General features: G+C 73.4%; 20 protein-coding genes and 1 pseudogene. 5 read left to right on the top strand and 16 right to left on the bottom strand.

Going from position 1 to position 24,638, the window contains the following annotated elements:
• Positions 1-6 precede the first annotated feature (6 nt).
• Positions 7-564 carry a two-component system response regulator gene (locus ACIBR0_RS21215; protein ID WP_396718142.1) on the bottom strand — a complete coding sequence of 186 codons (558 nt, stop codon included), beginning with the start codon at positions 562-564 and terminating at the stop codon, positions 7-9.
• The gene (locus tag ACIBR0_RS21210) at positions 561-4,931 is read right to left on the bottom strand and encodes a HAMP domain-containing protein (RefSeq protein WP_396718140.1); all 4,371 of its coding nucleotides are present in this window, start codon (positions 4,929-4,931) and stop codon (positions 561-563) included. Before ACIBR0_RS21210 ends, ACIBR0_RS21215 begins: the two co-directional genes overlap by 4 nt.
• 174 nt (positions 4,932-5,105) lie before the next feature.
• Here ACIBR0_RS21210 and ACIBR0_RS21205 point away from each other — a divergent pair, with 174 nt between their 5' ends.
• On the top strand, positions 5,106-7,175 hold the full coding sequence (locus tag ACIBR0_RS21205; RefSeq protein ID WP_396718137.1) for a SpoIIE family protein phosphatase: 2,070 nt from the start codon (positions 5,106-5,108) through the stop codon (positions 7,173-7,175).
• Positions 7,176-7,218: 43 nt separating this feature from the next.
• Here the strand turns inward: ACIBR0_RS21205 and ACIBR0_RS21200 are convergent, their stop codons facing one another.
• A complete protein-coding gene (locus tag ACIBR0_RS21200; RefSeq protein WP_396718135.1) occupies positions 7,219-8,568 on the bottom strand; it encodes an FAD-binding oxidoreductase in 1,350 nt (449 codons plus the stop codon).
• A 91-nt stretch (positions 8,569-8,659) separates the two neighbouring features.
• On the opposite strand from ACIBR0_RS21200, the gene ACIBR0_RS21195 reads away from it, so the two are divergent.
• Positions 8,660-10,753 carry a S9 family peptidase gene (locus ACIBR0_RS21195; protein WP_396718133.1) on the top strand — a complete coding sequence of 698 codons (2,094 nt, stop codon included), beginning with the start codon at positions 8,660-8,662 and terminating at the stop codon, positions 10,751-10,753.
• Between the two features lie 88 nt (positions 10,754-10,841).
• Here the strand turns inward: ACIBR0_RS21195 and ACIBR0_RS21190 are convergent, their stop codons facing one another.
• From ACIBR0_RS21190 to ACIBR0_RS21175, 4 genes are all read right to left on the bottom strand, one after another.
• A complete protein-coding gene (locus tag ACIBR0_RS21190; protein ID WP_396718131.1) occupies positions 10,842-12,368 on the bottom strand; it encodes an FtsX-like permease family protein in 1,527 nt (508 codons plus the stop codon).
• Positions 12,365-13,066, bottom strand: a complete 702-nt coding sequence (locus tag ACIBR0_RS21185; RefSeq protein ID WP_357030854.1) for an ABC transporter ATP-binding protein — start codon at positions 13,064-13,066, stop codon at positions 12,365-12,367. The genes ACIBR0_RS21190 and ACIBR0_RS21185 overlap by 4 nt, the downstream gene beginning before the upstream one ends.
• The gene (locus ACIBR0_RS21180) at positions 13,063-13,599 is read right to left on the bottom strand and encodes a PadR family transcriptional regulator (protein WP_396718128.1); all 537 of its coding nucleotides are present in this window, start codon (positions 13,597-13,599) and stop codon (positions 13,063-13,065) included. Before ACIBR0_RS21180 ends, ACIBR0_RS21185 begins: the two co-directional genes overlap by 4 nt.
• Before the next feature lie 87 nt (positions 13,600-13,686).
• Positions 13,687-14,631, bottom strand: coding sequence for a threonine/serine dehydratase (locus ACIBR0_RS21175; protein WP_396718126.1), 945 nt, complete (start codon positions 14,629-14,631; stop codon positions 13,687-13,689).
• 163 nt (positions 14,632-14,794) lie between these two features.
• On the opposite strand from ACIBR0_RS21175, the gene ACIBR0_RS21170 reads away from it, so the two are divergent.
• The gene (locus tag ACIBR0_RS21170) at positions 14,795-14,977 is read left to right on the top strand and encodes a hypothetical protein (RefSeq protein WP_396718123.1); all 183 of its coding nucleotides are present in this window, start codon (positions 14,795-14,797) and stop codon (positions 14,975-14,977) included.
• A 57-nt stretch (positions 14,978-15,034) separates the two neighbouring features.
• Here the strand turns inward: ACIBR0_RS21170 and ACIBR0_RS21165 are convergent, their stop codons facing one another.
• The 3 genes and pseudogenes from ACIBR0_RS21165 to ACIBR0_RS21155 form a co-directional block, all read right to left on the bottom strand.
• A complete protein-coding gene (locus ACIBR0_RS21165; protein ID WP_396718122.1) occupies positions 15,035-17,167 on the bottom strand; it encodes a bifunctional polysaccharide deacetylase/glycosyltransferase family 2 protein in 2,133 nt (710 codons plus the stop codon).
• A gap of 2 nt (positions 17,168-17,169) precedes the next feature.
• The gene (locus tag ACIBR0_RS21160; protein WP_396718338.1) at positions 17,170-17,601 is read right to left on the bottom strand and encodes a hypothetical protein; all 432 of its coding nucleotides are present in this window, start codon (positions 17,599-17,601) and stop codon (positions 17,170-17,172) included.
• Positions 17,602-17,668: 67 nt separating this feature from the next.
• Positions 17,669-18,022: pseudogene (locus ACIBR0_RS21155) on the bottom strand (maleylpyruvate isomerase N-terminal domain-containing protein); the annotation flags it as partial.
• 55 nt (positions 18,023-18,077) lie between these two features.
• Between ACIBR0_RS21155 and ACIBR0_RS21150 the strand changes: the two are divergent.
• Positions 18,078-18,590: a DUF6597 domain-containing transcriptional factor gene (locus ACIBR0_RS21150; RefSeq protein ID WP_396718119.1), complete on the top strand. Its 513-nt coding sequence runs from the start codon at positions 18,078-18,080 to the stop codon at positions 18,588-18,590.
• On the top strand, positions 18,530-18,934 hold the full coding sequence (locus ACIBR0_RS21145) for a helix-turn-helix domain-containing protein (protein ID WP_396718117.1): 405 nt from the start codon (positions 18,530-18,532) through the stop codon (positions 18,932-18,934). Before ACIBR0_RS21150 ends, ACIBR0_RS21145 begins: the two co-directional genes overlap by 61 nt.
• Positions 18,935-18,994: 60 nt before the next feature.
• On the opposite strand, the gene ACIBR0_RS21140 is transcribed toward ACIBR0_RS21145, so the two are convergent.
• The 6 genes from ACIBR0_RS21140 to ACIBR0_RS21115 are packed head-to-tail and all read right to left on the bottom strand — an operon-like array spanning position 18,995 to position 24,584.
• On the bottom strand, positions 18,995-20,533 hold the full coding sequence (locus ACIBR0_RS21140) for a SpoIIE family protein phosphatase (protein WP_396718115.1): 1,539 nt from the start codon (positions 20,531-20,533) through the stop codon (positions 18,995-18,997).
• A gap of 2 nt (positions 20,534-20,535) precedes the next feature.
• Positions 20,536-21,894 (bottom strand): ATP-binding protein, encoded by a 1,359-nt coding sequence (locus ACIBR0_RS21135; RefSeq protein ID WP_396718113.1) that lies wholly within the window; start codon positions 21,892-21,894, stop codon positions 20,536-20,538.
• Positions 21,891-22,904 carry a SpoIIE family protein phosphatase gene (locus tag ACIBR0_RS21130; protein ID WP_396718110.1) on the bottom strand — a complete coding sequence of 338 codons (1,014 nt, stop codon included), beginning with the start codon at positions 22,902-22,904 and terminating at the stop codon, positions 21,891-21,893. Before ACIBR0_RS21130 ends, ACIBR0_RS21135 begins: the two co-directional genes overlap by 4 nt.
• Positions 22,901-23,320: an ATP-binding protein gene (locus ACIBR0_RS21125; protein WP_357030880.1), complete on the bottom strand. Its 420-nt coding sequence runs from the start codon at positions 23,318-23,320 to the stop codon at positions 22,901-22,903. Before ACIBR0_RS21125 ends, ACIBR0_RS21130 begins: the two co-directional genes overlap by 4 nt.
• Positions 23,317-23,724, bottom strand: coding sequence for an STAS domain-containing protein (locus tag ACIBR0_RS21120; RefSeq protein WP_357030883.1), 408 nt, complete (start codon positions 23,722-23,724; stop codon positions 23,317-23,319). The genes ACIBR0_RS21125 and ACIBR0_RS21120 overlap by 4 nt, the downstream gene beginning before the upstream one ends.
• Positions 23,724-24,584, bottom strand: coding sequence for an STAS domain-containing protein (locus ACIBR0_RS21115; RefSeq protein WP_396718107.1), 861 nt, complete (start codon positions 24,582-24,584; stop codon positions 23,724-23,726). Before ACIBR0_RS21115 ends, ACIBR0_RS21120 begins: the two co-directional genes overlap by 1 nt.
• Positions 24,585-24,638: the final 54 nt, after the last annotated feature.

The following is a 24,638-nucleotide window of genomic DNA, read 5'->3' as shown; positions in this document are numbered from 1 at the left end:
ACCCGCTCAGGGCGTGCTGCCCCAGCGGGCTTGTTCGAGGAGTTCCACGGCGCGGTCCCGCGCATCCGGGTCGTCCTCGGAGCGCAGCAGCGCGGTGGCCTCGTCGACCGCGTCGGTCAGCACCCGCCACTGGGCATCGCGCTCCCGGACCAGGTCGGACTGGGCGGCGAGCTGCCGGCTCTTGACCCACAGCTCGACGAAGACCGAGACCTTCGCGCGCAGCACCCACGGGTCGAACGGCTTGGTGAGGTAGTCGACCGCCCCCACCGCGTAGCCACGGAGCGCAAGCTGCGCGTCCCGGTCGGCGGCGGTGAGGAAGATGATCGGCACGTGCCGCGTACGCTCCCGGCGCTTGATGTGACTGGCGGTCTCGAAACCGTCCATGTCCGGCATCTGGGCGTCGAGCAGGATCACCGCGAAGTCGTCGACCAGGAGCTGCTTCAGCGCCGCCTCGCCGCTCTCGACCGCCACCGACTGCACCGGCAGGCCCTGGAGGATCGCCTCCAGGGCCATCAGGTTCTCCCGTCGGTCGTCCACCAGCAGCGCCTTGGCCATCTGGGTCACGAACTCTCCTCGGTCCGGCCGCCGCTGATCCAGGACGCCATCAGCTCGATCAGCTCGTCCAGGTCCACCGGCTTGGTGATGTAGTCACTACCCCCGGCCGCCAGCGCCGACTCACGGTCGCCCGGCATGGCCTTCGCGGTCAGGAAGACGATCGGCAGGTCCGCGAAGCGGTGGTTGCGCCGGATCTGCCGTGTCGTCTCGTACCCGTCCTGGTCGGGCATCATGGCGTCCATCAGCACGATGTCCACCTCCGGATGCTCGGCCAGCAGGCGGACACCGTCCGCCCCGTTGTCCGAGTACAGCACGGTCATCCCGTGCAGTTCCAATGCGCTGGTGAGCGCGAACACGTTCCGGACGTCGTCGTCCACGATCAGCACCGTCGCGCCGTCCAGCCGGCGGGTGGCCGGCGCCTCCGCCCGCTGCGGCAGCAGCTCCATCGGCGGCATCAGCAACGACGAGGGCAGGCCGGCCCGCTGCGGGGACGGCGGCGCCGGCGCCACCACCGCGTCCGGGGCCAGGACGTCGGGTACGAAGAGGGTGAACGTCGAGCCCTGCCCGGGCGCCGACGAGACGGTGATCGACCCACCGAGCAGCCGGGCCAGGTCGCGGCTGATCGACAGGCCCAGCCCGGTGCCGCCGAAGCGGCGGCTGGTGGTGCCGTCGGCCTGCTGGAACGCCTCGAAGATGATCGACAGCTTGTCGTCGGAGACGCCGATGCCGGTGTCGATCACGGTGAACGCGATCACCTGCCGGGCGTTGGTGAGCGCCGGCACGTCGAACACCGCGTTCTCCGGGGCCGGGGCGATCCGCAGGGTCACCGCGCCGTTGTCGGTGAACTTCACCGCGTTGGAGAGCAGGTTGCGCAGAATCTGCTGGAGGCGCTGGGCGTCGGTCACCAGCGCCGGCGGCAGGTCCTTGCTCACGCGTACCTGGAAGTCCAGGCCCTTCTCCTCGGCCTGCGGCGCGAACGCCTGCTCGACGTAGCTGCGGATCTCGGCGAACCGGATCTCGGTCGGCTCGACGTCCATCCGACCGGCCTCGATCTTGGACAGGTCCAGGATGTCGTCGATCAGCGACAACAGGTCGGAGCCGGCGCTGTGGATCGTGCGGGCGAACTCGGTCTGCTTCGGCGTGAGGTTCCGCTCCGAGTTCTCCGCCAGCAGCCGGGCCAGCAGCAGCAGGGAGTTCAGCGGCGTACGCAGCTCGTGGCTCATGTTGGCCAGGAACTCCGACTTGTACGCCGATGCCCGGGTGAGCTGCTGCGCCTTCTCCTCCAGGCCGAGCCGGGCCAGCTCGATCTCCCGGTTCTTCGTCTCGATGTTGCCCTTCTGCTCGGACAGCAGGGTGGCCTTCTCCTCCAGCTCGGCGTTGGTGCGCTGCAACTCCGCCGACTGTTCCTGCAGCTCGTGGGCGAGCCGCTGCGACTGGGCGAGCAGCTCCTCCGTACGCCGGTTGGCCTGGATGGTGTTGACCGCGATGCCGATGGTGAGCACCAGCCGCTCCAGGAAGGACAGGTGCAGCTCGGAGAAGGTCTTGACGCTGGCGAACTCGATCACGCCCAGCAGCTCGCCCTCGAAGAGGACCGGCAGCACGACCAGGTCGGACGGGGGCGTGTCGGCGAGGCCGGAACGCAGCGTCAGGCGGCCGTCCGGCGCGGCGCCGACCCGGATCGTGCGCCGGGACAGCGCGGTCTGCCCGACCAGCCCCTCCCCCGGGCCGAACGTGACGTCGTGCCCGCGGGCCACGTACCCGTACGAGGAGGTCAGCCGCAGCCGGACACTGCCCTCGGAGTTGTCCGCCAGGAAGAACGCGCCGAGCTGCGCGTCGACCAGCGGGGTGACCTCCATCATGATCATCCGGCAGACCTCGCCCAGGTCCCGCTGGCCCTGAAGCAGACCGCCGATGCGGGCCAGGTTGGAGTCCAGCCAGCCCTGCTCGGCGTTCTTCTTGGTCGTCTCCCGGAGGGTGACGATCATCTGGTTGATGTTGTCCTTCAGCTCGGCGACCTCGCCCTGCGCCTTGACCGCGATCCGCTGGGTCAGGTCGCCCCGGGTCACCGAGGTGGACACCTGGGAGATCGCCCGCAGCTGGGTGGTCAGCGTCGACGCGAGCTGGTTGACGTTCTCGGTCAGGTCGCGCCAGGTGCCGGAGACGCCCTTCACCTGCGCCTGACCACCCAGCTTGCCCTCGATGCCGACCTCGCGGGCCACCCGGGTGACCTCGTCGGCGAACGACGACAACTGGTCCACCATCGTGTTGACCGTCGACTTCAGCTCCAGGATCTCGCCCTGCGCGTCCACGGTGATCTTCTGCGACAGGTCGCCCTTCGCCACGGCGGTGGTGACCGACGCGATGTTCCGCACCTGACTGGTCAGGTTCGACGCCATCGAGTTCACGTTGTCGGTCAGGTCCCGCCACGTGCCGGAAACGCCCTTCACCTGCGCCTGACCACCCAGCTTGCCCTCGGTGCCCACCTCACGCGCCACCCGCGTCACCTCGTCGGCGAACGACGACAACTGGTCCACCATCGTGTTCACCGTCGACTTCAACTCCAGGATCTCGCCCTGCGCGTCGACGGTGATCTTCTGGCTCAGGTCACCCTTGGCGACCGCGGTGGACACCTGGGCGATATTGCGGACCTGGGCGGTCAGGTTCGACGCCATGGAGTTCACGTTGTCGGTCAGGTCACGCCAGGTGCCGGCGACGCCGCGTACCTGGGCCTGGCCGCCGAGCTTGCCCTCGGTGCCCACCTCGCGGGCCACCCGGGTCACCTCGTCGGCGAACGACGACAGCTGGTCCACCATCGTGTTGACCGTCGACTTCAGCTCCAGGATCTCGCCCCGGGCGTCCACGGTGATCTTCTGCGACAGGTCGCCCTTCGCCACGGCGGTGGTGACCGACGCGATGTTCCGCACCTGACTGGTCAGGTTCGACGCCATCGAGTTCACGTTGTCGGTCAGGTCCTGCCAGGTGCCGGAAACGCCCTTCACCTGCGCCTGACCACCCAGCTTGCCCTCGGTGCCCACCTCACGCGCCACCCGCGTCACCTCGTCGGCGAACGACGACAACTGGTCCACCATCGTGTTGACGGTGTTCTTCAGCTCCAGGATCTCGCCCTGCGCGTCGACCGTGATCTTCTGGGACAGGTCGCCCCGCGCGACGGCCGTCGACACCTGGGAGATGTTGCGGACCTGGCTGGTCAGGTTGCCGGCGAGCTGGTTGACGTTCTCCGTCAGGTCCCGCCAGGTGCCGGAGACACCGCGGACCTGGGCCTGACCGCCCAGCTTGCCCTCGATGCCCACCTCACGCGCCACGCGGGTCACCTCGTCGGCGAACGACGACAGCTGGTCCACCATCGTGTTGACGGTGTCCTTCAGCTCCAGGATCTCGCCCTGCGCGGCCACCGTGATCTTCTGGCTGAGGTCACCCCGGGCGACCGCGGTGGAGACCTGGGCGATGTTGCGGACCTGGGCGGTCAGGTTCGACGCCATCGAGTTGACGCTGTCGGTCAGGTCCTTCCAGGTGCCGGCCACGTTCGGCACATCGGCCTGCCCGCCCAGCTTCCCCTCGGTGCCCACCTCACGCGCCACCCGCGTCACCTGCTCGGCGAAGAGCCGCAGCGTGTCGGTGAGCGAGTTCATCGTGTCGGCCAGCTCGGCGACCTCGCCGCGGGCGCCGACCGTGATCTTCTGCGACAGGTCGCCCTGCGCCACCGCCGTCGCCACCTGCGAGATCGACCGCACCTGGCCGGTCAGGTTCGACGCCATGGTGTTCACCGAGTCGGTGAGGTCCTTCCAGGTGCCGGCGACGCCACGGACGTCGGCCTGGCCACCCAGCTTGCCCTCCGTGCCCACCTCGCGGGCCACCCGGGTCACCTCGTTCGAGAACGACGACAGCTGGTCGACCATCGTGTTCACCGTGCGGCCGATGCGCAGGTACTCACCGCGCAGCGGGCGCCCGTCGATCTCCAGCGCCATGTGCTGCGACAGGTCACCGTCAGCCACCGCCACGATCACCCGGGCGATCTCCGTGGTCGGCCGGCCGAGGTCGTCGATCAGCGAGTTGACCGCCCGCTGACCCTCCGCCCACGAACCGTCCAGCCCCTCGTCGTCCAGGCGCTCGGTGAGCCGGCCGTCCCGGCCGACGATGCGGCTGATCCGGCGCAGGTCGAGGTACTGCCGCTCCTGGAGCGAGACCACCTCGTTGAAGGCGTCGGCCACCTCGCCGGCCCGGCCCGCCCGCCGGGGCAACCGGACCTTGAGGTCGCCACGGCGCACCCGCCGCAGCGCCTCGGTCAGCTCGACGAGGACCGCCTCGTGGTCGGGCGCGGACTGGTCGGCCGTCGCCGACTGTTTCGCCGTGGTCATCATCCCTCGCTCAGGGGTCGGGGGCCGCCGGCCCGTGTCGGCACGCCGGCCACCCCATATTGTGCCCGCCACCTCGGACGCGCCAGGTCGGCGCGCGGTCGGGTCGTTATCCGGTGACGGGCGGGTCGCGGGTCCGGCTTGGCACCCGAGGGGACCGAGGTGGAGGATACGGGGGTGTCAGCGGAGACCGGGCCCGTGTCGACCGGGGGCCGAGACGAGCACGTCCGGCGGGTCCGACTCCCCGCCGACCGACGCACGCCCGCCGCCGCCCGCGCCGTCGTCCGGTCCGTCCTCACCGAGGCCCACCTCGACGATCTGGCCAACGAGGCGCTGCTGCTGACCACCGAACTCTCCACCAACGCGGTGGAACACGCCCGCACCGAACTGGACATCGAGGTCGTCGCGGACGGGATCGGCCTCACCGTGACGGTGTCGGACTTCGCGAGCGGGCCGGTGGAGGAGCTGATCGTCGGGGTCCGCAACGACGCCACCGACATCGGCGAGGTCTCCGAACGCGGCCGGGGCCTGCTGCTGGTCGACCACTTCGCCAGCCGCTGGGGCACCACGTACCTGCCCACCGGGAAGGGCGTCTGGTTCCGCCTGGACCGGCCCGGCGCCGCCGGAAACGGCCCCGTCCCGCGCCCGGAGGCGGCGTCCGCGGTGACCGACCCCACAGGCAGCGACAGCTCCGCGCCGAGCGCCGGCGCGATGAGCGAGCTGATGCAGACCACCCCCGATCCGTACGCCGAGGACCCGCTGCCCGACTTCGCGACCAGCCTGCTGACCCGGGTCGCCGAGATGGTCGGCGCGGCCGGGGGCGTGGTCCATCTGGACCGGGGCGAGGGGCAGGGCCGCCAGGTGCTCGCCCGGTACGGCCGCCAGTCCCGCCCCGGCACCGAACTGCTTCGGGTCCCGCTCACCGTGCACCGTCCCTACTCCGGGGAGCTGGAGCTGGACGCGGCACCCTCCGCGTACGCCCGGCCGCTGGCCGTCCTGACGGCCGAGCGGCTCTCCCTGCACCTGGAGAACGACCGGCTGCGCCGGGCGGACGTCCGGCGTCAGGCGTGGCTGACGTTCCTCGCCGAGGCCAGCGAACTGCTCGCGCAGTCCCTCGACGTCGAGCTGACGATGGCGCTGATCCCCCAGCTCGTGGTGCCCCGGCTCGGGCAGTGGTGCGCGGTGCACACCACCGACGAGTGGGGCCGGCTGCGGCTCGCGGCGGCCAGCCACGCCGACGAGTCGATGCTGCCGCAGCTGGACGCGGTGCTCCGGGACACCGGGCCGGACTCGGTCCAGGCGCGGCTGCGCGAGGCGTCCCGCAACGGCACCCAGACCCCGCTGGGGGCGCCCATGGAGGGCTTCGCGGTCCCGCTGATCGCCCGGGGCCAGCGCCTCGGCACGCTGGCCGTCGGCCGGCACCAGCGGCACCGGCACGACCCGGACGAGGTCGCCGTCCTGGAGGACGTGGCCCGCCGGGCGGCCCTGGCCATCGAGAACGCGCGGATCCACGCCGAACGCCGCCGCGTCGCGCACACCCTCCAGCAGTCGCTGCTGCCGCCGGTGCTGCCGGTGGTGGAGGGCATCGGCTTCGCCGCCGAGTACGTGCCGACGGGCGACGACGCCGACGTGGGCGGCGACTTCTACGACGTGCTGCCGCTGCCCGACGGGCGGTGGCTGGTGGTCATCGGCGACGTCTCCGGCAAGGGTGTGCAGGCCGCTGCGGTCACCGGCCTGGTCCGCGACGTCATTCGGGTGCTGGTCGGTGACGGCAAGCCGCTGCCCGAGGCGCTGGCCCGGCTCAACGAGACGCTGTGCGAGCGGGGCGGCGGCCGGTACTGCACGCTCGCGCTGGCAGCCGTCCGGCCCGGGGACGGCGACCAGCTCGACGTCTCGCTGCACCTCGCCGGCCACGACCGTCCGGTGCTGCTGCGCTCCGGCGGCGGCGCGGACTTCATCGGGACCGGCGGCACCGCGCTGGGCCTGCTCGACTCCATCGCCTCGCCGACAGCCGAGTTCCCGCTCGACCCGGGCGACGCGCTGATCTTCTACACCGACGGGGTCACCGAACGCCGGCGCGGCCGGGAACTCTTCGGCACCGACCGGCTGCGCGAGGCCGCCGCCCCGCTGGCCGGGTACTCCGCCGACGTGATCGCGGCCCGGCTCCGGTCGACCGCGATCGGCTTCTCGCCGGAGACCCCCCGCGACGACATCGCCATCCTCGTCCTGCGCAACGACGCCGCCTGACGCCCCGACCGGCCCCGCCGACGGTGGCGGGACGGAGCGGCGGTCAGAGGCCGCCGGGGAGGCGGCCGGGGGCGAGGCGGTGGTGCGGGTCGAGGTGTTCCTTCACGGCCCGCAGCCGGGCCAACCCGGACACGTCTCCCCAGAGGTCGACGGCCTGGCGGACCGGCTCCGGTGCGGAGACGACCACGCACCGGCCCTGTCGGGCGAGGAGCACGCTCCGGACGGCGGTGAGGATCGAGGCGACCCGGTCGGGGGACATCGCGCCGGGCAGGGCCGCGTGCACGACGCCCAGACCGGCGGCGCCGCGCAGGGGGACGGGACCGCCGGCCGCGTCGCGCAGCGCGTACACCGCCGCGTGCAGGTCGGTGATCGGCACCTCGATGCGCAGCGCCGTGTCGCCCGGGGCGAAGGGGTAGCGCCGCCACCACGGCGGCGCGGAGTGGGCGGCGGTCGTGCCGGCGCCGAGGAGCGACACCAGCCGGTCGGCCCGCTCGGCGACGTCCGCCGGCCCGCCCTCCAGCAGGACGACCAGGGCCCTGGCACCGGCCGGGCCGGTCGTGGCGCGGCCCGTCATCGACGGGTGCCGGGCCATCGACTCGGCCCGGCCGTCCCGCTGCGGCCGGGGTCCCGCGCCGGCCGGCAGGTCCAGCTCGACCGCCGCCGGGTCGAGGCGGGCGGCGAGCACCGTACGCACCAGGTCGTGCACCTCCAGCGGCGTCCACACCGGCCGGGTGACCCAGATGCGGCTGGCCGGCACGGCCTGCACGCGCAGGGAAGCCGACACCAGCACACCGAGTGCTCCCTGCGAGCCGCAGAGCACCCGCGCCCGTTCCAGCCCCTCGGCGCCACCACCGGCGTCGACCAGCTCACCGTCGGCCTCCAGGTAGCGCAGGCCGGCGAGCTGGTCGCACGGGGTGCCGTGGCGGTGCCGCAGCGGGCCGGCCTCGCCGGCGGCGAGCACCCCGCCCAGGGTGGCACCGGGTGAGGGCGCGTCCAGCGCGAGCCGCCGGCCGGTGCGCTCCAGGGTCGCCTGCACGGCACGCAGCGGGGTGCCGGCACCGACCTCCACGGTCGCGCCGGCCACCGACCGGTGGCCGATCCCGGCGAGCCGGCCCGTGTCGAGCATGATGTCGACCCGCTGCGGGGCGGCACCCCAGTCGATCTTCGTGCCGGCTCCCCGGGGCACCACCGTCAGGTCGTGGCGTGCGGCGAGGCGCAGCACCTCGGCGGCGGCGTGCGGGCCGCCCGGAACGGCGACCCAGCGGGCGGGGCGACCGGCCACCTCGTCGGCCGGGCCGGCCATGCGGGCGAAGGGCGGCCCGCAGATCTCCGTCAGCCGCCGGGTGATGTCCAGTGCGCCGGGCCGATCGGTGTAGCTCGCTGCTGCCGCCATGGCGGTCATCGTACACATGTTCGAAAGACCTGGCGGCGGGTTGCCGGACGAGCCCGCGCGGCGGGCGGCGCTCGGCCGGTAACGTGGCGCCGTGACCACCGAGACCCCGCCCGTGGCCAAGCGGGTGCCGAGCGAGCGCACCCACCACGGTGACACCGTCGTCGACGAGTACGCCTGGCTGTCCGTCAAGGACGATCCGGAGACGATCGCCCACCTGACCACCGAGAACGCGTACACCGAGGCCCGGACGGCGCACCTCGCCGGGCTGCGCGGAGAGCTGTTCGAGGAGATCCGCCAGCGCACCCAGGAGACCGACCTGACGGTGCCCGCCCGCAAGGGCGGCTGGTGGTACTACACCCGCACGGTCGAGGGCCAGCAGTACGGGGTGCACTGCCGCCGGGCCGTCCGCGACGGCGAGACCGAGCCCCCGGTCAGCGTCGACGGTGCCCCGCTCGACGGCGAGGAGGTGCTGCTCGACGGCAATCTGCTCGCCGAGGGGCACGACTTCTTCGCGCTCGGCGCGTTCGACGTCAGCCCCGACGGGCGCTGGCTCGCGTACTCGACGGACTTCTCCGGCGACGAGCGCTTCACGCTGCGGGTGAAGGACCTGAGCACCGGCGAGCTGCTCCCCGACGAGGTGCCCGACACCTTCTACGGCACCGCCTGGTCCGCCGACGCGTCAGTGCTGTTCTACGTGACCGTGGACGAGGCGTGGCGACCCAACCGGGTCTGGCGGCACACGCTGGGCACCCCGTCGGGCGAGGACGTGGTGGTCCACCAGGAGGACGACGAACGGTTCTGGGTGGGCGTCGAGCTGACCCGCTCGGAGAAGTTCGTCCTCATCGACATCCACAGCAAGATCACCAGCGAGGTGCTGGTGATCCCGGCCGGCAACCCGACCGGCGCCCCGGCGTCCGTGGCGGCCCGCCGGCAGGGCGTGGAGTACACGGTGGAGCACCACGGGCACCGGTTCCTCATCCTGCACAACGACGGTGCGGAGGACTTCGCGCTCGCGTACACGTCGGCGGACGCGCCCGGCGACTGGGTCCCGCTGATCGAGCACTCACCGGGCACCCGGCTCGAGGCGGTGGACGCCTTCGCCGACCACCTCGTGGTGTCGCTGCGCAGCAACGGGCTGACCGGGCTGCGGGTGCTGCCGATCGGCGGGGGCGACGCGTACGACATCGACTTCCCGGAGCCGCTCTACAGCGTCGGCCTGGGCGCCAATCCCGAGTACCGCACCGGGCAGATCCGACTGGGCTACACGTCGCTGGTCACGCCGGACTCCGTCTACGACTACGACCTGGTGACCCGGCGGATGACGCTGCGGCGGCGCAAGCCGGTGCAGCCGGGGCCGGACGGACGGCCGTACGACCCGGCGGAGTACGAGCAGCACCGCGACTGGGCGCTCGCCGACGACGGCACCCGGGTGCCGATCTCGCTGGTGTGCCGCGCCGGCACGCCACGCGACGGCTCCGCGCCCTGCGTGATCTACGGCTACGGCTCGTACGAGGCGAGCATGGACCCGTGGTTCTCGGTCGCCCGGCTGTCCCTGCTGGACCGGGGCGTCGTCTTCGCCGTGGCACACATCCGGGGCGGCGGCGAGCTGGGCCGGCGCTGGTACGACCAGGGCAAGCTGCTGGCCAAGAAGAACACGTTCACCGACTTCGTGGCCTGCGCCCGCCACCTCGTCAAGGCCGGCTGGACGGCGAGCGACCGGCTGGTCGCCCGGGGCGCCTCGGCCGGCGGCCTGCTGATGGGCGCGGTGGCCAACATCGCGCCGGACGCCTTCAGCGGCGTCGTCGCGCAGGTGCCGTTCGTGGACGCGCTCACCTCGATCCTCGACCCGTCACTGCCGCTGACCGTCACCGAGTGGGAGGAGTGGGGCAACCCCCTCGACGACCCCGAGGTGTACGCGTACATGAAGTCCTACACCCCGTACGAGAACGTGCGCGCCGTGGACTACCCGGCGATCCTCGCGGTGACCAGCCTGAACGACACCCGGGTGCTGTACCACGAGCCGGCGAAGTGGATCGCCCGTCTGCGGGAGGTCGCCCCGCGGGGCGACTACCTGCTCAAGACGGAGATGGGCGCCGGCCACGGCGGCCCGAGCGGCCGCTACGACTCGTGGCGCGAGGAGGCGTTCGTCAACGCCTGGATCCTGGACCGCCTCGGCCGCGCCTGACGGACCGCAAGGGCGGGCCTGGCCCGGCGCACGACGCCGGGGCGCGGGAGGACCACTTCCGCGCCCCGGCGTGACGGGAGCCCCTCCGTCAGGTCGCGCGCAGTTCCTCGACCGCCGTACCGGGCCGCAGGAAGAGCAGGCCGACCGCGACGGTGACCAGCACCGCCGCGAGGGCGCCGGCCCCGAGCCAGGCCACGTGTTCCAGGGGTACGTCCGGCGTGCGGCTGACGAGCGGCTCCACCTCGACCCGGATGTACTGCGCCCGGGTCGCCGGGTCGTTGCAGAGTTGCTCCGCCGCGTCACAGAACTCCACGGTCCCCCCACCGCTGGTCGGCGTGCCGAAGAGGCCGCGGGCCAGCAGCAGGCCGACCGTGAGCGCGAGGGCGACCGCCGGCACCGCCGGGGCCAGCGCCTGCCAGGCGATCGACCGCCCGATGGTGGCGGCGGGCACCCCGGTCGCCACCAGGGCCGCGTACGCCCGCCGCCGGGCGGTGACCCCCTCGACCAAGGCGACGACCAGCCCGCCGGCTGCCACCACCATGGCCACCGCGACCGCGAGGTCGACGAGGTCCATCGTGCTCAGGTAGAAGTCGTCGGTGCCGCCCAGCCCGCCCCCGCCCCGCTGCTCCAGCTCCCCCGCGGCCTCGAAGTAGGCCCGCAGGCCCGCCGCCCCGGCACCGAGGAGCACCGCTGCCAGCAGAGCGGCGAAGGTACGGCTGCCCGCCCAGGGGTCGGAGGTCAAGCGGGCGGCCGCGAGCAGCGTGGCCGGGCGGCGTGCCCACCGGCGCAGCAGCCGCCCGGTGACGTACGAGATCCAGCCGGTGCCGACGACGACGCCGACGAGAGCGGCGAGCCCGCCGCCCGTCAGCAGGGCGGGGGTCAGCCACTCGGGCGGCTGGGTGTCGCGAGTCGCGTACCAGCGGTTGATCGGCCCGATGGCGGCGAAGGCAACCAGCCCGAGCCCGATCAGGACGCCGGCCCAGGGGCGGGGGCCGCGTTCGCGCCGCTGCTTGCGGACCACGCCGAGCGGGCCGACGGTCACCCGGCGCAGCATGAGCGCGGTGGCGAGGCCCGCCACGACGGGCAGCCCGAGCAGTACCGCGGCGAAGGCTCCGGGAGCGGGCAGTACGTCGGTGGGGAGGGCCAGCCGGCCTTGCCCGTCGGGGGTGTCGAACGCCTCGCGGACGCCGAAGTAGATCGCCGTGCCGCCGGCCGTGCCCAGCAGGGCCGCGAGGCCGGTCTCCCCGACGGCGAGCCGAGTGACCTGCCCGGGGGTGGCGCCGGCGAGCCGCAGCGCGGCGAGGCGGCGATCACGGGCCGGGGCGCCGAGCCGGGCGCACTGGCCGGCCAGCGCCAACACCGGGACGGTGAGCAGCAGCAACGCGAAGGCGGTGCCGCCGCGCAGCCCCGGCTCGACGAGCAACTGGCTGGCGTACTGGTCGGACCAGCGCACGTCCCCCTCGTCGACCGGGGGTGGCGTGGGGATGGCCAGGACGGTCAGCGCGGCCAGGCCGGCAAGGGCGGCCAGCGCGGCGCTGAGGGCGGTGAGCACCACGCGAACGGTGTCGGTGGCGGTGCCCGCCACGGCGAGCCGCAGCAGGGTCGACGGCCTCACCGGTGGCCACCCGCGAGCGGCACGTCCAACCCGAGGCCATCGTGGTCGACCACGCCGTCGCGCAGCACCACCTCCCGGTCGGCGTACGCGGCGATGCGCGGCTCGTGGGTGACGAGCACGATGCTGGTGCCCTGCTCCCGGACGAGCCGGACGAGGCGGGTGAGCACCTGCTCACCGGTGAGCGTGTCCAACGCCCCGGTCGGCTCGTCCGCGAACAGCACCCGCGGCTCGGTGACCAACGCCCGGGCGGTCGCACAGCGTTGCTGCTGCCCGCCGGACATCTCCCCGGGCCGGGTGTCGGCCAGGTCGGCCACCCCGAGCCGGTCCAGCCAGCCGAGCGCCGCCGTCCGCGCCTCTCGCCGCCCCGTGCCGGCGAGGAGCAGGGGAAGGGCGACGTTCTCCGCCGCGGTCAGCTCGGCGACGAGCTGGCCGAACTGGAACAGCACCCCGAAGGTGCTGCGTCGCAGCCTGGACCGGGCCGCCTCGGACCAGGTGTCGATGCGCTCGCCACGCCAGAGCACCTCGCCCGCGTCGGGGCGCAGGATGCCAGCGAGGCAGTGCAGCAGCGTGGACTTGCCGCAGCCGCTGGGGCCGGTGACCGCGACGATCTCGCCCTCGGCGACGTCGAGGTTGACGCCGCGCAGCGCGGGGGTCGGGCCGTAGGAGCGGACCACGCCCCGGGCCTGCAGGTAGGTCACGAGTGCACCTCCCGGTGCCAGTCGGCGACCCGGTCCAGGGTGGTGTGGAGCCACCGTAGATCCGCGTCGAGGTGAGCAATGGCGTAGTCGGCCGCCACGACGTCGTCGAGGCTGGCCGAGGGTGCCGTCTTGGCGGCCGTCAGCTCACGCAGGCGCACGGTGTGCGCCTGCCGTTGGGCGGCCAGGTAGGAGCGGGCCCCGGCGACATCGTCCACCAGCAGCGCCACGGCGATCTTGGCGAAAAGCGTGCTGGAGACGTACGGCATCGGTGCCTCGACCTCGGCGAGCCACCGGTCCAACGCGGCCCGCCCCGCGTCGGTCAGCACGTACGCCGTGCGATCGGGGCCGCCCTCGCGTTCCTGACCGGCTGCCACGACCAGACCGTCGCGTTGCAGCCGGCCGAGGGTGGCGTAGACCTGCCCGAACGCCAGCGGACGGGCCCTGGGCAGGCGCTCGTCGTGGGCGCGTTTCAGCTCGTAGCCGTGCCTGGTACCAGCCGCGAGCAGCCCGAGCAGCACGTGCGGGGTGGACACGCGCCCACTATTCACTCGGCGAATAGTGGCTGTCAAGGAGCCGCGCACGGACGGGCCCTCGTCCGGCACGAGGGCCCGTCCCTACCCTCACGGCACCAGCACCGACGCCAGCACCGCCGGGTCGACGTTGCCGCCGGTGACCACCGCGACCGTACGCCCGGTGGGAATCTCGGCGGCGCGGAACAGCCGGGCGGCCACCGCCACCGCGGCGCTCGGCTCGACGACCAGCCGGGCGTCGCGGACGAGCCGGCCCATCGCGGCGCGGATCTCCTCCTCGGTGACCGTGACGATGCCGTCGAGACGCTTGCGCAGGTGGGCGAGGGTCAGCTCGGACGGCGGCAGGCGCAGCCCGTCGGCCATCGTCCGGTAGGTCCGCTCCTCACCCCACACCACCACCGATCCGGCGGCGAGCGAGTCCCGGGCGTCGGCGGCCAACTCCGGCTCCACGCCGATCACCGTCGCCTCCGGCCGCAGCGCCCGGACCGCGGTGGCGATGCCGGAGGAGAGCCCGCCGCCGCCCACCGGCACCAGCACCACGTCCACGTCGGGCAGGTCCTCGATGATCTCCAACCCGATCGTGCCCTGCCCGGCCACGATGCGCCGGTCGTCGAACGGCGGCACCAGCACCGCACCGGTCGTCGCCGCGATCCGTTCCGCCTCCGGGACACGTCGCGGCGGCGGCACGAGCAGCACCTCCACGCCGAGCGCGCGGATCCGGTCGACCTTCACCGCCGGGGCACCCTCGGGCACCACGATCCGGCACGGCACGCCGGCCGCCCGGGCCGCGTACGCCAGCGCCAGGCCGTGGTTGCCCGACGAGTGCGTGACCACACCGCGCGCCCGCTCCGCCGGGGTCAGCCGGGCGACCGCGTGGGTCGCGCCGCGCAGCTTGAACGACCCCACCGGCTGCAGGCTCTCCGGCTTGAGCCACAGGTCCGCGTCCCACCCGGTCCGCAGCAGCGGCGTACGCAGGACGGTGCCCGCGATGTCGACGGCGGCGGCACGGACGTCGGCGATCGAGACCAGCTCCATTGCCCCATCCTGCCCGCCCCGGCGCCCCCACCGGGGGAAGGAAGGGCCCCTTGTTAACGCCTGCGGTAGAGGAAGGGCCCCTTCTTAACAGCTGCGCGTTCCGGCCCTCCGCCACCCACAGAACACCGTCGTCGGCCGGGCCGGGGTCACCTAGACTGCCCGGGTGGCGGGGGACGGCGACGAGGACCGGACGGCGGACGTACCCCGGTCGAGCCTGCGGGCCGCGGCGGGCGACCGGCGCGTCTGGGCGATCCTCGCGGTGGTCGCGGCCCTGCTGGTGTGCTGCTGCTCCGCCGCGGCCGGGACGCTCCTCGCGGTGGCCGGCGGCCTCTTCACCGCGAACTGATCACGCGAACTGATCGCCGGCAGGCGTTAAGAAGGGGCCCTTCCTCTACCCCAGGCGTTAATAAGGTGCCCTTCCTTGCACGCCGATCAGGGCGGCGGCCTCGCCGGTACGCACCATCCGCTGCCAGCGCAGCCGGTTCCCGACCAGCGCGGTGACCACCGACTGCACCACCACCAGGTACATCAACTGGCGGTAGACGAGCTGCTGGAACGGCAGGCTCCACAGGGGGCCGTACCGTTCCCGGTCCAGGCGCAGCGCGTACGCGGCGGTCAGCCCCTGGAGCAGCAGCAGACCGGCCCACGCCAGCACGAGGTTCGACCAGGGCAGGAAGAGCAGCCCGTACACGGCGTAGACGTCCACCGCCGGGGCTGCCAGCGGCAGGACGATCTGGAAAACCGTCAGGTACGGCAGCCCCCGCCGGCCGAGCTTGCCGCCGGCGCCCGGCTCGCGCAGCGCGTGCCGGTGCTTCCACATCGCCTGCATCGTGCCGTAGCACCAGCGGTACCGCTGCCGCCACAGCTGGCGCAGCGTCGACGGAGCCTCGGTCCAGGCGATCGCCGACTCCTCGTACACCACCCGCCAGCCGGCCCGCAGCACCTTCATCGTCAGGTCGGTGTCCTCGGCGAGGGTGTCGGAGGGCACCCCGCCGACGGCGAGCAGCACCTCCCGGCGGAACGCGCCGATCGCGCCCGGGATGGTCGGCATGCACTCCAGCACGTCGTACATCCGGCGGTCCAGGTTGAAGCCGATGACGTACTCCAGGTGCTGCCAACGGCCGAGCAGCCGGCGCCGGTTGGCGACCTTCGTGTTGCCGGAGATCGCGCCCACGGTCGGGTCGGCGAAGCCCTGGACCAGCCGGTGCACGGTGTCCGGCTGGAAGACGGTGTCGCCGTCGACGAGCACCAGCAGGTTCGCCCGGGCGGCCCGGATGCCGGTGTTCAGGGCGGCCGGCTTGCCGGCGTTCGCCTGCCGGATCACCCGCACGCCGCGCAGCCGCATCCGTTCCACGATGTCGGCGGTGCCGTCGGAGGAGCCGTCGTCCACCACGATGACCTCCAGCGCCGGGTACGCGCTGGCCACCAGGGAGCGGACGGTCGCGGCGATGTTGGCCGCCTCGTTGTACGCGGGCACGATCACCGACACCGGTTCGCCGACCGCCGGTCGTGGGGGGCCCGGCCGGCGAACCCGGCGGACGTGCCGTTGGGCGCACACCACCTGGACGGCCAGCCGGGCCACGCCGAGCACCAGCGCGATCCCGAGCAGCAGGTCCATCCCGCCGGCGGTCCAGCGGGCGCCGGTCTGGGTCCAGCGCAGGGCGGTGCCGCTGGCCCGGCTGCCCACGCTCGCCTTCACCATGGACGCCGGGGCGTCCACGCCCTCGGAGACGGTGGTGAACCGGTAGCCCTGCCGGGTGAGGTCGGGCAGCATCCGGTCCAGCGCGGCGACCGTCTCGGACCGGTCACCGCCGCCGTCGTGCAGGAGGACCACGGCGCCCCGCCCCCGGGCCGGGGTGGCGGCCTTGACGATGGCGTCCACTCCCGGCCGCTGCCAGTCCTTGGTGTCCAGGTCGCTCAGTACGGTGACGTGGCCGGTGCCGGCGGCGGCGACCAGCGCCGCGTACTGGGTGCCGGTCAGCTCGCCGGGCCGGGACGAGTACGGCGGACGCAGCAGGGTGACCTCCCACCCGGTGGCTCCGGCGATCGCCTTGCGGGTGAGCGACAGCTCCACGTCGCGGCGCCACGCCGGGGCGGTGCCCAGGTCGGCGTGGGTGTAGGTGTGCGAGCCGAGTTCGTGTCCCTCGGCGAGGATCCGCCGCGTCAGCTCGGGATTCTCGTTGACGCGGGAGCCGACCACGAAGAAGGTGGCGCGGGCGCCGTGCCGGCGCAGCACGTCGAGGACCTGCGGCGTCCACTCGGGGTCGGGTCCGTCGTCGAAGGTGAGGGCGATGGTCCGGTCCGGCACGGCGCGGCTCACCGGTTCGTCCCGGTCCAGCCGCAGCACGGGCCCGCCGGTGTTCACCTGTCGTGGCACTCCGGTGGCCGCGGCGTCGGCGTCGTGCCGCTGACCCGAGCCGCCGCCCAACCCGGACACCAGCCCGTTCAGGCTGAGCGCCGCGAGCAGCAGGAACAGCGCGAGCACGAGCAGGACCCAGTGCGCCCGAGGATCCCGCCGCGCGATGTGGCGCGCCACCGTCACCGAGGTTTGCCGGGGGACCGGCTCGGCTTCGCGGTGCTGCGCCGGTCGTCGCCCTGACCGGGAGGCTCGGACGAGGTCGGCTGGCCGGCGGCGGGGGTGCCCGGGGGTGCGGTGGTGGCGGTCGTGGCGGCGCTGCGGCTGGACGTGGGCAACGGCACCGCGGTGCTGGTCACCGGTGCGGGGCTCTGGACCGCCGGGGACCCTCCGCCGAGCTCACCGCCGTCGTCCACCTCGGCCTCGATCGGCGCCCGGTTCTCCGACCAGCCGGGCAGCGAAACAGACGAGTCCATGAAGAGGCCGGCGGCGATCAGGCCGAGGCTGACGAGCAGACCGAAGCCCATCGCGGTCCCGGCGATGACGGTCAGCCGACGTCGCTGCCCCGTCCCGTCGACGAATACCGGCGGCGGTCCGCCCGGCTCGTTGTGCATCTGCTGAAACTCCCGCTGCCATGCGCGCGCCGGACACGGGCCGGCGTGGACCCGTCGGCCGGGCCCCCGGTTCCAACAGCGCCGCCCGTCGGCGCCGCGTTACGCGGCAAAGGGGGGCTTCAGCCGGCGGTCGGGGACCAGACCGGGTCCCGGCCCTCCAGAGCGGCCGGGTCGGACCAGGGTCCACGAGACGACGGATCTCGACCTCGAACCGGTCCCGCCAGCCGTCGACGAGGTGGTCGGGCTTCTCCGCCCACTCGACGGGCCGCCTCGCCGCCAACTCTTGGAAGTTGACCACCACCTCGTACAGGTGGTTCAGCAGGTCGCGTACCGCGAAGTCCCGGCAGGGCGTCGGCAGGTCGAGCTGGTCGTCGGCGATGCCGCGGACCACGGCGACGGTACGCGGGGCCGCGGCCGCCATCAGATGGCTGGTGTGTGTGGCCATAGGGCCGGCGTATGAAGGCGGTCTTGAAGAAATGCGACAGCCACGCACGGACAACCGGGGCATCCTCGACCCGGCCCGGCTGCGCCGCCGCGTCCGCTTCCGCCGACACCTGCCCGCGGCGGTGCTGCGCCGGCACGTGGAGCACTACTGGCTGGTCGACTGGGACCTGAGCGAACCGTTCACGCAGCACGTCGTACCGCATCCGGCGGTCAACGTGGTTTTCGAGCGCGACGGTGACGGTCCGGTGCGGGCCGAGGTGGCCGGCGTCGGCCTGGAACTCTCCTCCGTCACCCTGGCCGGCGTCGGCACGGTGAGCGGGGTGCAGTTCCGGCCGGGCGGCTTCCGGCCGTTCTGGCCGGGTCCGTGGCCGAGCTGGCCGGCCGGCGGCTGCCGTTCGCGGCGCTCGCCGGCCGCTGGCCGCCGGCCACGGCCGCAGCGTCCGCCGGTGCCGGCGTCGCGGCGGCGGACGCCGGCCCGCCGCCGGTGGCCGGCACCTGCGACGGTACGGACACCGCGCGCTGCCGTGCCCTGGACGCCCTGCTGACGAGCTGGGGACCGTCGGCGGACCCGGTCGACGACGAGGTGGTCGCGCTGGTCGAGGCGATCCGCACCGACCGGACCGTGCTGCGGGTCGACGACTTCGCCCGCCGGTACGGCCTGTCCACCCGGCGGCTGCAACGCCTCTTCCTGACGCACGTGGGGGTCGGCCCGAAGTGGGTGATCCGTCGGTACCGGCTGCACGAGGCGATCGAGCGGGCCGCCGACGGGCCGCCGGACTGGGCCACGCTCGCCGCCGACCTCGGCTACAGCGACCAGGCCCACCTGGTCCGCGACTTCACGGCCGCCGCCGGCGTCTCCCCCGCCGCGTACGCCCGCACGGCCGGCTGACGTGTTAAAAAGGGCCCCTTCTACAACGCCAGGCGTTAAGAAGGGGCCCTTCCTTACAGGTCAGCGGCGGCGGAGGGCGACCACGGCGACGTCGTCCTGGATCTCGGGCGGGGCCAGCTCGACCAGCAGGCGCTCGCAGAACCGGTCCAGGTCCTGGTCGACCCGGGCGGCGACGGCCGCCAGGGCGGACAGCCCGTCGTCGATGGTGGTGTCCCGCCGCTCGATCAGCCCGTCGGTGTAGAAGACCAGCGTCGCTCCGGGCGGCAGCACGAACTCCAGGTCCGGCGGGCGCGGGGCGCGGACCCCGAGCAGTGGGGCGGACTGCTGCACGAACTCCACCTTGCCGTCCAGGCTGAGCGCCGGCGGCAGGTGGCCGGCGCTGGCCATCCGCACCCGACCGCTGGGCGGGTGCACCAGCAGGACGCAGATGGTGGCCAGCTCGGTGGGGAGCAGTGTCCGCATCAGCTCGTTCACCCGGTGCAGGATCTCGCCCGGCTGGTGCCCCTCCACCGCGTACGCGCGCACCGCGTGCCGCAGCTCGGCCATGACGGTCGCCGCGTGCAGCGAGTGGCCGGCCACGTCGCCGATCGCCAGCAGCAGGTGCCCGTCGAGCATCACCAGCTCGTAGAAGTCCCCGCCCACCTCGGTCTGGGCGCTGGCCGGCTCGTAGCGCACCGCCAGGTCCAGCCCGGCGACGGTGGGGATCCGGCGGGGCAGCAGGCTGCGCTGGAGGGTGACCGCGATCCGGTGCTCCTCGTCGAAGGAGCGCTGCGCCTCCACCGCCGCCGCGACCGCCTGGGCGAGCTGCACCAGCACCGGGTTGCGGTCGGTCTGGGTGTGGGTGGGTACGACGACGTACAGCGGTGCGCGGTCCTCGCGCAGCCGGGCGGCGGCGACGGTCACCGTGTCGTCGGCCGGCCAGTCGACCAGGCCCCAGGCGGCCGGATCCTGCACGCGGACCGTCGACCCGGTGGGCACCCCGGTGTCGTCGACGACCCACGGGACGATCCTGGCCGGCGTGTCCGGGCCGGCGGTCACACCCGCGATGCAGTCGCCGTCGAAGGTCTCGGCCACCACGGCGGCGGGGCACTTGAAGATCTTCGCCGCCCCTTCGGCCGCCCCCTCCAGCAGCCGGGCGAAGCTTGGTGCCGCGTGCACCGCCACGGTGGTGTCGGCGAGCCCGGTGAGCCGCTCGACGAGCAGTTCGGCGCGCTGTCGGGCGCGGTAGTACCGCAGCACCGCCGATGCGGTGGCCACGAGTTCCTCGGGCTCGATCGGCTCCGCGAGGTACGCGTCCGCGCCCCGGGTCAGCCCCTGCGCCCGGTCCACCACGTCCACCGCGTGCGCCGACACGTGGATGACCGGCATCGCCGGGTGGGCCGTCTTGATCCGCTCGCAGACCTCGAACCCGCTGAGGTCGGGCAGCCGGACGTCGAGGACCACCAGGTCGATCGGATCCACACCGACCCGGGCCAGCGCCTCGCCGCCGGTCTCCGCCTCCAGCACCGTGAAGCCGGCCCGGGAGAGCCAGCTGACCAGCAGGTAGCGCTTGGTGCGACTGTCGTCGACCACGAGCACGGTCGCCCGACCGCCCTCCACGGTCAGGCTCCGTCCACGGGCAGGGAGACGGTGAACGTGCTGCCCCGGCCGGGCTCGCTGGCCAGGTCGAGGGTGCCGCCGAGCAGCGTCACCAGCCGTCGCGCGTACGGCAGGCCGAGGCCGGTGCCGCCGACCCGGGTCTTGCCGGGGACCTGGTAGAACTCCTCGAAGATCCGCTCGTGCAGCTCCGCCGGGATGCCGGGGCCGGTGTCGGAGACGGTGAGCTGCCACCGGTCGCCCCGGCGCTCCGCCCGCAGCCGGACCTCGCCGCGCTCGGTGAACTTCAACCCGTTGTGCAGCAGGTTGCGCAGCACCTGGGCGAGCAGCACCTCGTCGGTACGCAGGACGGCCGGCGCCGGCGGCTCCTCCACCACCAGCTCCACCTCGGGCCGGGTGGCCAACGCGCGCAGGGTGCCCCGCAACTGCCCGAAGACGGGCCGCAGGTCCACCTCGGTCCAGTCCGGCTCGATCCGCCCGGACTCGGCCTTCGCCAGGTCGAGCAGTTCGTTGACCAGCGCGAGCAGGTCGGCCGCCGAGGAGCGGATCAGCCCGACCTGGCGGGCCTGCTCGGCGGTGAGCGGGTCGGAGGAGGAGTCGGCGAGCAGGCGGCCCAGCCCGATGATCGCGGTGACCGGGGCCCGCAGCTCGTGGCTGACGTTGGCGAGGAACCGGCTCTTGGACTCGCTGGCCGCGCGGAGCTGGGCGGACTTCTCGTCCAGCTCGCCGTAGAGGGCGACCACACCGCGGTTGGTCTCCTCCAGCTCCTCGGTGAGCTGGTTGTAGAGCGCCATGACGCCCCGGTTGGTCTCGGCCAGCTCCTCGTTCAGCACGGCCAGCTCGTCGCGCTGGCTGCGTACCTCGTCGAGGGCGGCGATGAGCTGCTGGTTCTGGGCGGTCAGCTCGTCGAGGGCGCTGCCCGGCGCGCTCTCCCCGAGGGCGGCACGCAGCTCGGCGAGACGCTCCGGGGTCAGCGCCTGCGCGGTGACCGGGACACGTCGGGACATCCTCACGACCGTATCCCCCTTCCCCACCACCATGTCCAGCCTGTCCACGAGTCGTGCCACCGCCCCGGACTGCGGCTCGTACCGTCCCCCCGGAAGGGGACCGACCGGGGCGAGGTCGATCCGGAGGTGCTGCCTACCGTCATCGGCGTCGGCGGTCACCGCGAACGTCACGTCCGCCCCGCCGACGGCGCGCAGCAGGTCCCGGGCGACCTCGCTGAGCGCGGTCGCGATGCGGACCTGGTCCTGGTGTTCCAGCCCGACGGCGGCGGCCACCTCCCGGCCGCGCTGCCGGACCACGAAGATGTCGTGCTCGACCCGCAACGCCATCGCCAGCAGCGGCATCGCGGACGTGGTCATGACGCCGCCCGGGCGACCAGGACGCAGGCATCGTCGCGGCGGAGGCCGGCGTCGCGCAGCAGGGTCGCGGCCACGACCAGGGGGGACCGGTCGGTCAGGCCCGGGTACTCGTCGAGTTGCCAGCGGTCGACCACCCCGTCACTGTGCATGACGAGGAGGGCGTCCGAGCCGAAGGGGTAGTCGTACTCGCGTACCGACGGCCGCTGGTGCCCGGCGATGCCGGGCAGCGACACCAGGCCCTTGCGGCGGCCCTCGCGGTCGACGACCGCGCCGGAGATGTTGCCGACGCCGGCGTAGCGCAGCAGGCCGGTGGCCGGGTCGGGCTCGGCGACGGCGAGCGCCGCGCCGCGCGTGTGCGACATGGCCCGGTGCAGGTGCCCGACCACGGTGGCCGGGGACGCGGCCGGCGCCCGCCGGAACGCGTCCAGGGCGGCGTCGGTGGCGGCGGCGGCGAGCGAGCCGTGCCCGAGGCCGTCGCAGACCAGCAGCTGTCGCCGCCCCTCGGCGGTCCGCCAGGCGTAGCCGTCCCCGCTGACCGTCTCCCCGGTGATCGGCCGGGTCAGCGCGCCGACCCACGACTGCTCGGGGGCGGCCCGCGGCCAGACCTGGACGGCGAGGACGGTGCCCTTCCCCGGCCGGGAGTACCCGTCGAACCAGCTGGCCTGGCGGGTGATCGCCCCGAGGCCGATGCCGAGTGTGCCGGTGGTGGAGTGCCCGTCGCGGGAGGAGACGGTCAGGTCGGCCATCCCCGGGCCCGAGTCGATGGCGACCAGTTCCACCCCGGCCTCCGCCTCCCGGCGGACCGGGCGGAGCAGCAGCACGCCGTCATCGGCGTGCTTGACCAGGTTGCTGGTGAGTTCGGCGGCGACGATCGCCAGGTCGGCGGTGCGGGCGTCGCCGAGCCCGAGCTGGGCGCCGAGCCGCTCGGCGGCGCGGCGGACGGCGCTGGCCGTGCTGCCGGCCTCGACGCGGAACCAGATTCCGCGGTCCGGGACCGGGTCGGTGTTCATCGGGACCACTTGGTGACCGTGATGCGGGTTCCCTCACCCACTACGGTCCAGATGTCGAACTCGTCGACGAGCCGGCGGGCGCCGCTGAGCCCGAGGCCGAGCCCTCCGCCGGTGGTGTAGCCGTCGGTCAGGGCCAGGTCCAGGTCGACGATGCCGGGGCCGGAGTCGGCGAAGACGATCCGTACGCCGCGCCGCCGCCCGTTGTCGACGGTGGTCACCTCGACGGTGCCACCCCCGCCGTACACCAGGGTGTTGCGGGCCAGTTCGCTCGCCGCGGTGACCAGCTTGGTCTGGTCGACGAGGGAGAGCCGGACGGCGACCGCGACGGTACGCACCAGCTGCCGGACCCGCACCACGTCCTCGTCGCTGCGGATCGCCTGCGCCTGCGGCTGGCCCAGGTCGACGCCGGTGGTCACGGCGTCGCCGTCTCGGCGTCCGGTTCGTCGTCGAGCTCCTCGTGCTCGTCGGCGCGGGCCGCCGCGATGAGTTCCATGCCCCGCTCGACGTTCAGCGCGGTACGGATGCCGTTGAGCGACAGGCCCAGCTCGACCAGCGTGATGGCGACGGCGGGGCGCATGCCGACGACCACCGTCTCGGCGTCCAGCACCTTGGAGATGGACGCGATGGTGGAGAGCATCCGGCCGACGAACGAGTCGACGATGTCCAGGGCGGTGATGTCGATGATGACGCCGTGGCAGCCGGTGTCGACGATCCGCTCGGCCAGGTCCTCCTGGAGCTGGAGAGCGGTCTGGTCGGACATGTCGACCTGGATGGAGACGAGCAGGATGTCGCCGATCTTGAGGATCGGCACCCGGTCCATCAGCGCTCCCGGCGCGTCGTGCGGCGGGCGGTCTCCACGCCGGTGAGGCGGAGGACTTGCCGCAGGGCGTCGGCGAGGCTGGCCTTGGTGGCGATGTCGCCGAACTCGATGCCGAGGGCCACGATCGTCTGCGCGATCTGCGGCCGGATGCCGGAGATGATGCAGTCGGCGCCCATCAGCCGGGCGGCCACGACGGTCTTGAGGATGTGCTGGGCGACCTGGGTGTCGACCGCCGGCACGCCGGTGATGTCGATGATCGCGTACGGGGAGCTGGTGTCGACGAGGGTCTGCAGCAGCCGCTCCATCACGACCTGGGCGCGGGCCGAGTCGAGGGTGCCGACCAGGGGGACGGCGACCACGCCCTCCCAGAGCTTCACGACCGGGGTGGAGAGTTCGAGAAGCTGCTCCGCCTGGTCGGCGATGAGGCTCTCCCGGGTCCGGACGTAGGTCTCGAAGGTGAAGAGGCCCATCTGGTCGACGAAGCTGGAGTAGGCGACGTAGTCGCGCAGGGTGCCCACCCCGCTGTCCGCCTCCATCAGCTCCAGCAGCACGTCCTTGAGGGCGAAGACGCTGGTGGCGGTCTCGGTGGCGGAGAAGCCCTGCCGGGCGCGGCCCCGCGACAGGTCGGCGAGGACCGCGCGCAGCTCGCCGGCATTCTCACCGTCGAGGTGCAGCAGGCCCTGCTCGGCGGTGGTGACCATGCCGCGGTGCAGGTCCTCCACCTGGCGGCGGAGTTCCGCCTGGCTGAGACGTCCCCGCAGGGACGCCCCGGCAATCTCGGTCCACCGGGACAGGACCCGGTCCGTGTGGCTGGTCAGCAAGGCCGCCAGTCGACCGCTCTCATCGGCGCTCAGCGCCATGTCAGACCCCCTCGACCTGGAACCGGGCGGACTCTATCACCGGGTGCCGGAGAA

This window comes from Micromonospora sp. NPDC049497 (assembly GCF_044465805.1).
Taxonomy (GTDB): domain Bacteria; phylum Actinomycetota; class Actinomycetes; order Mycobacteriales; family Micromonosporaceae; genus Micromonospora.
This window is presented reverse-complemented; position numbering and strand designations above follow the sequence as displayed.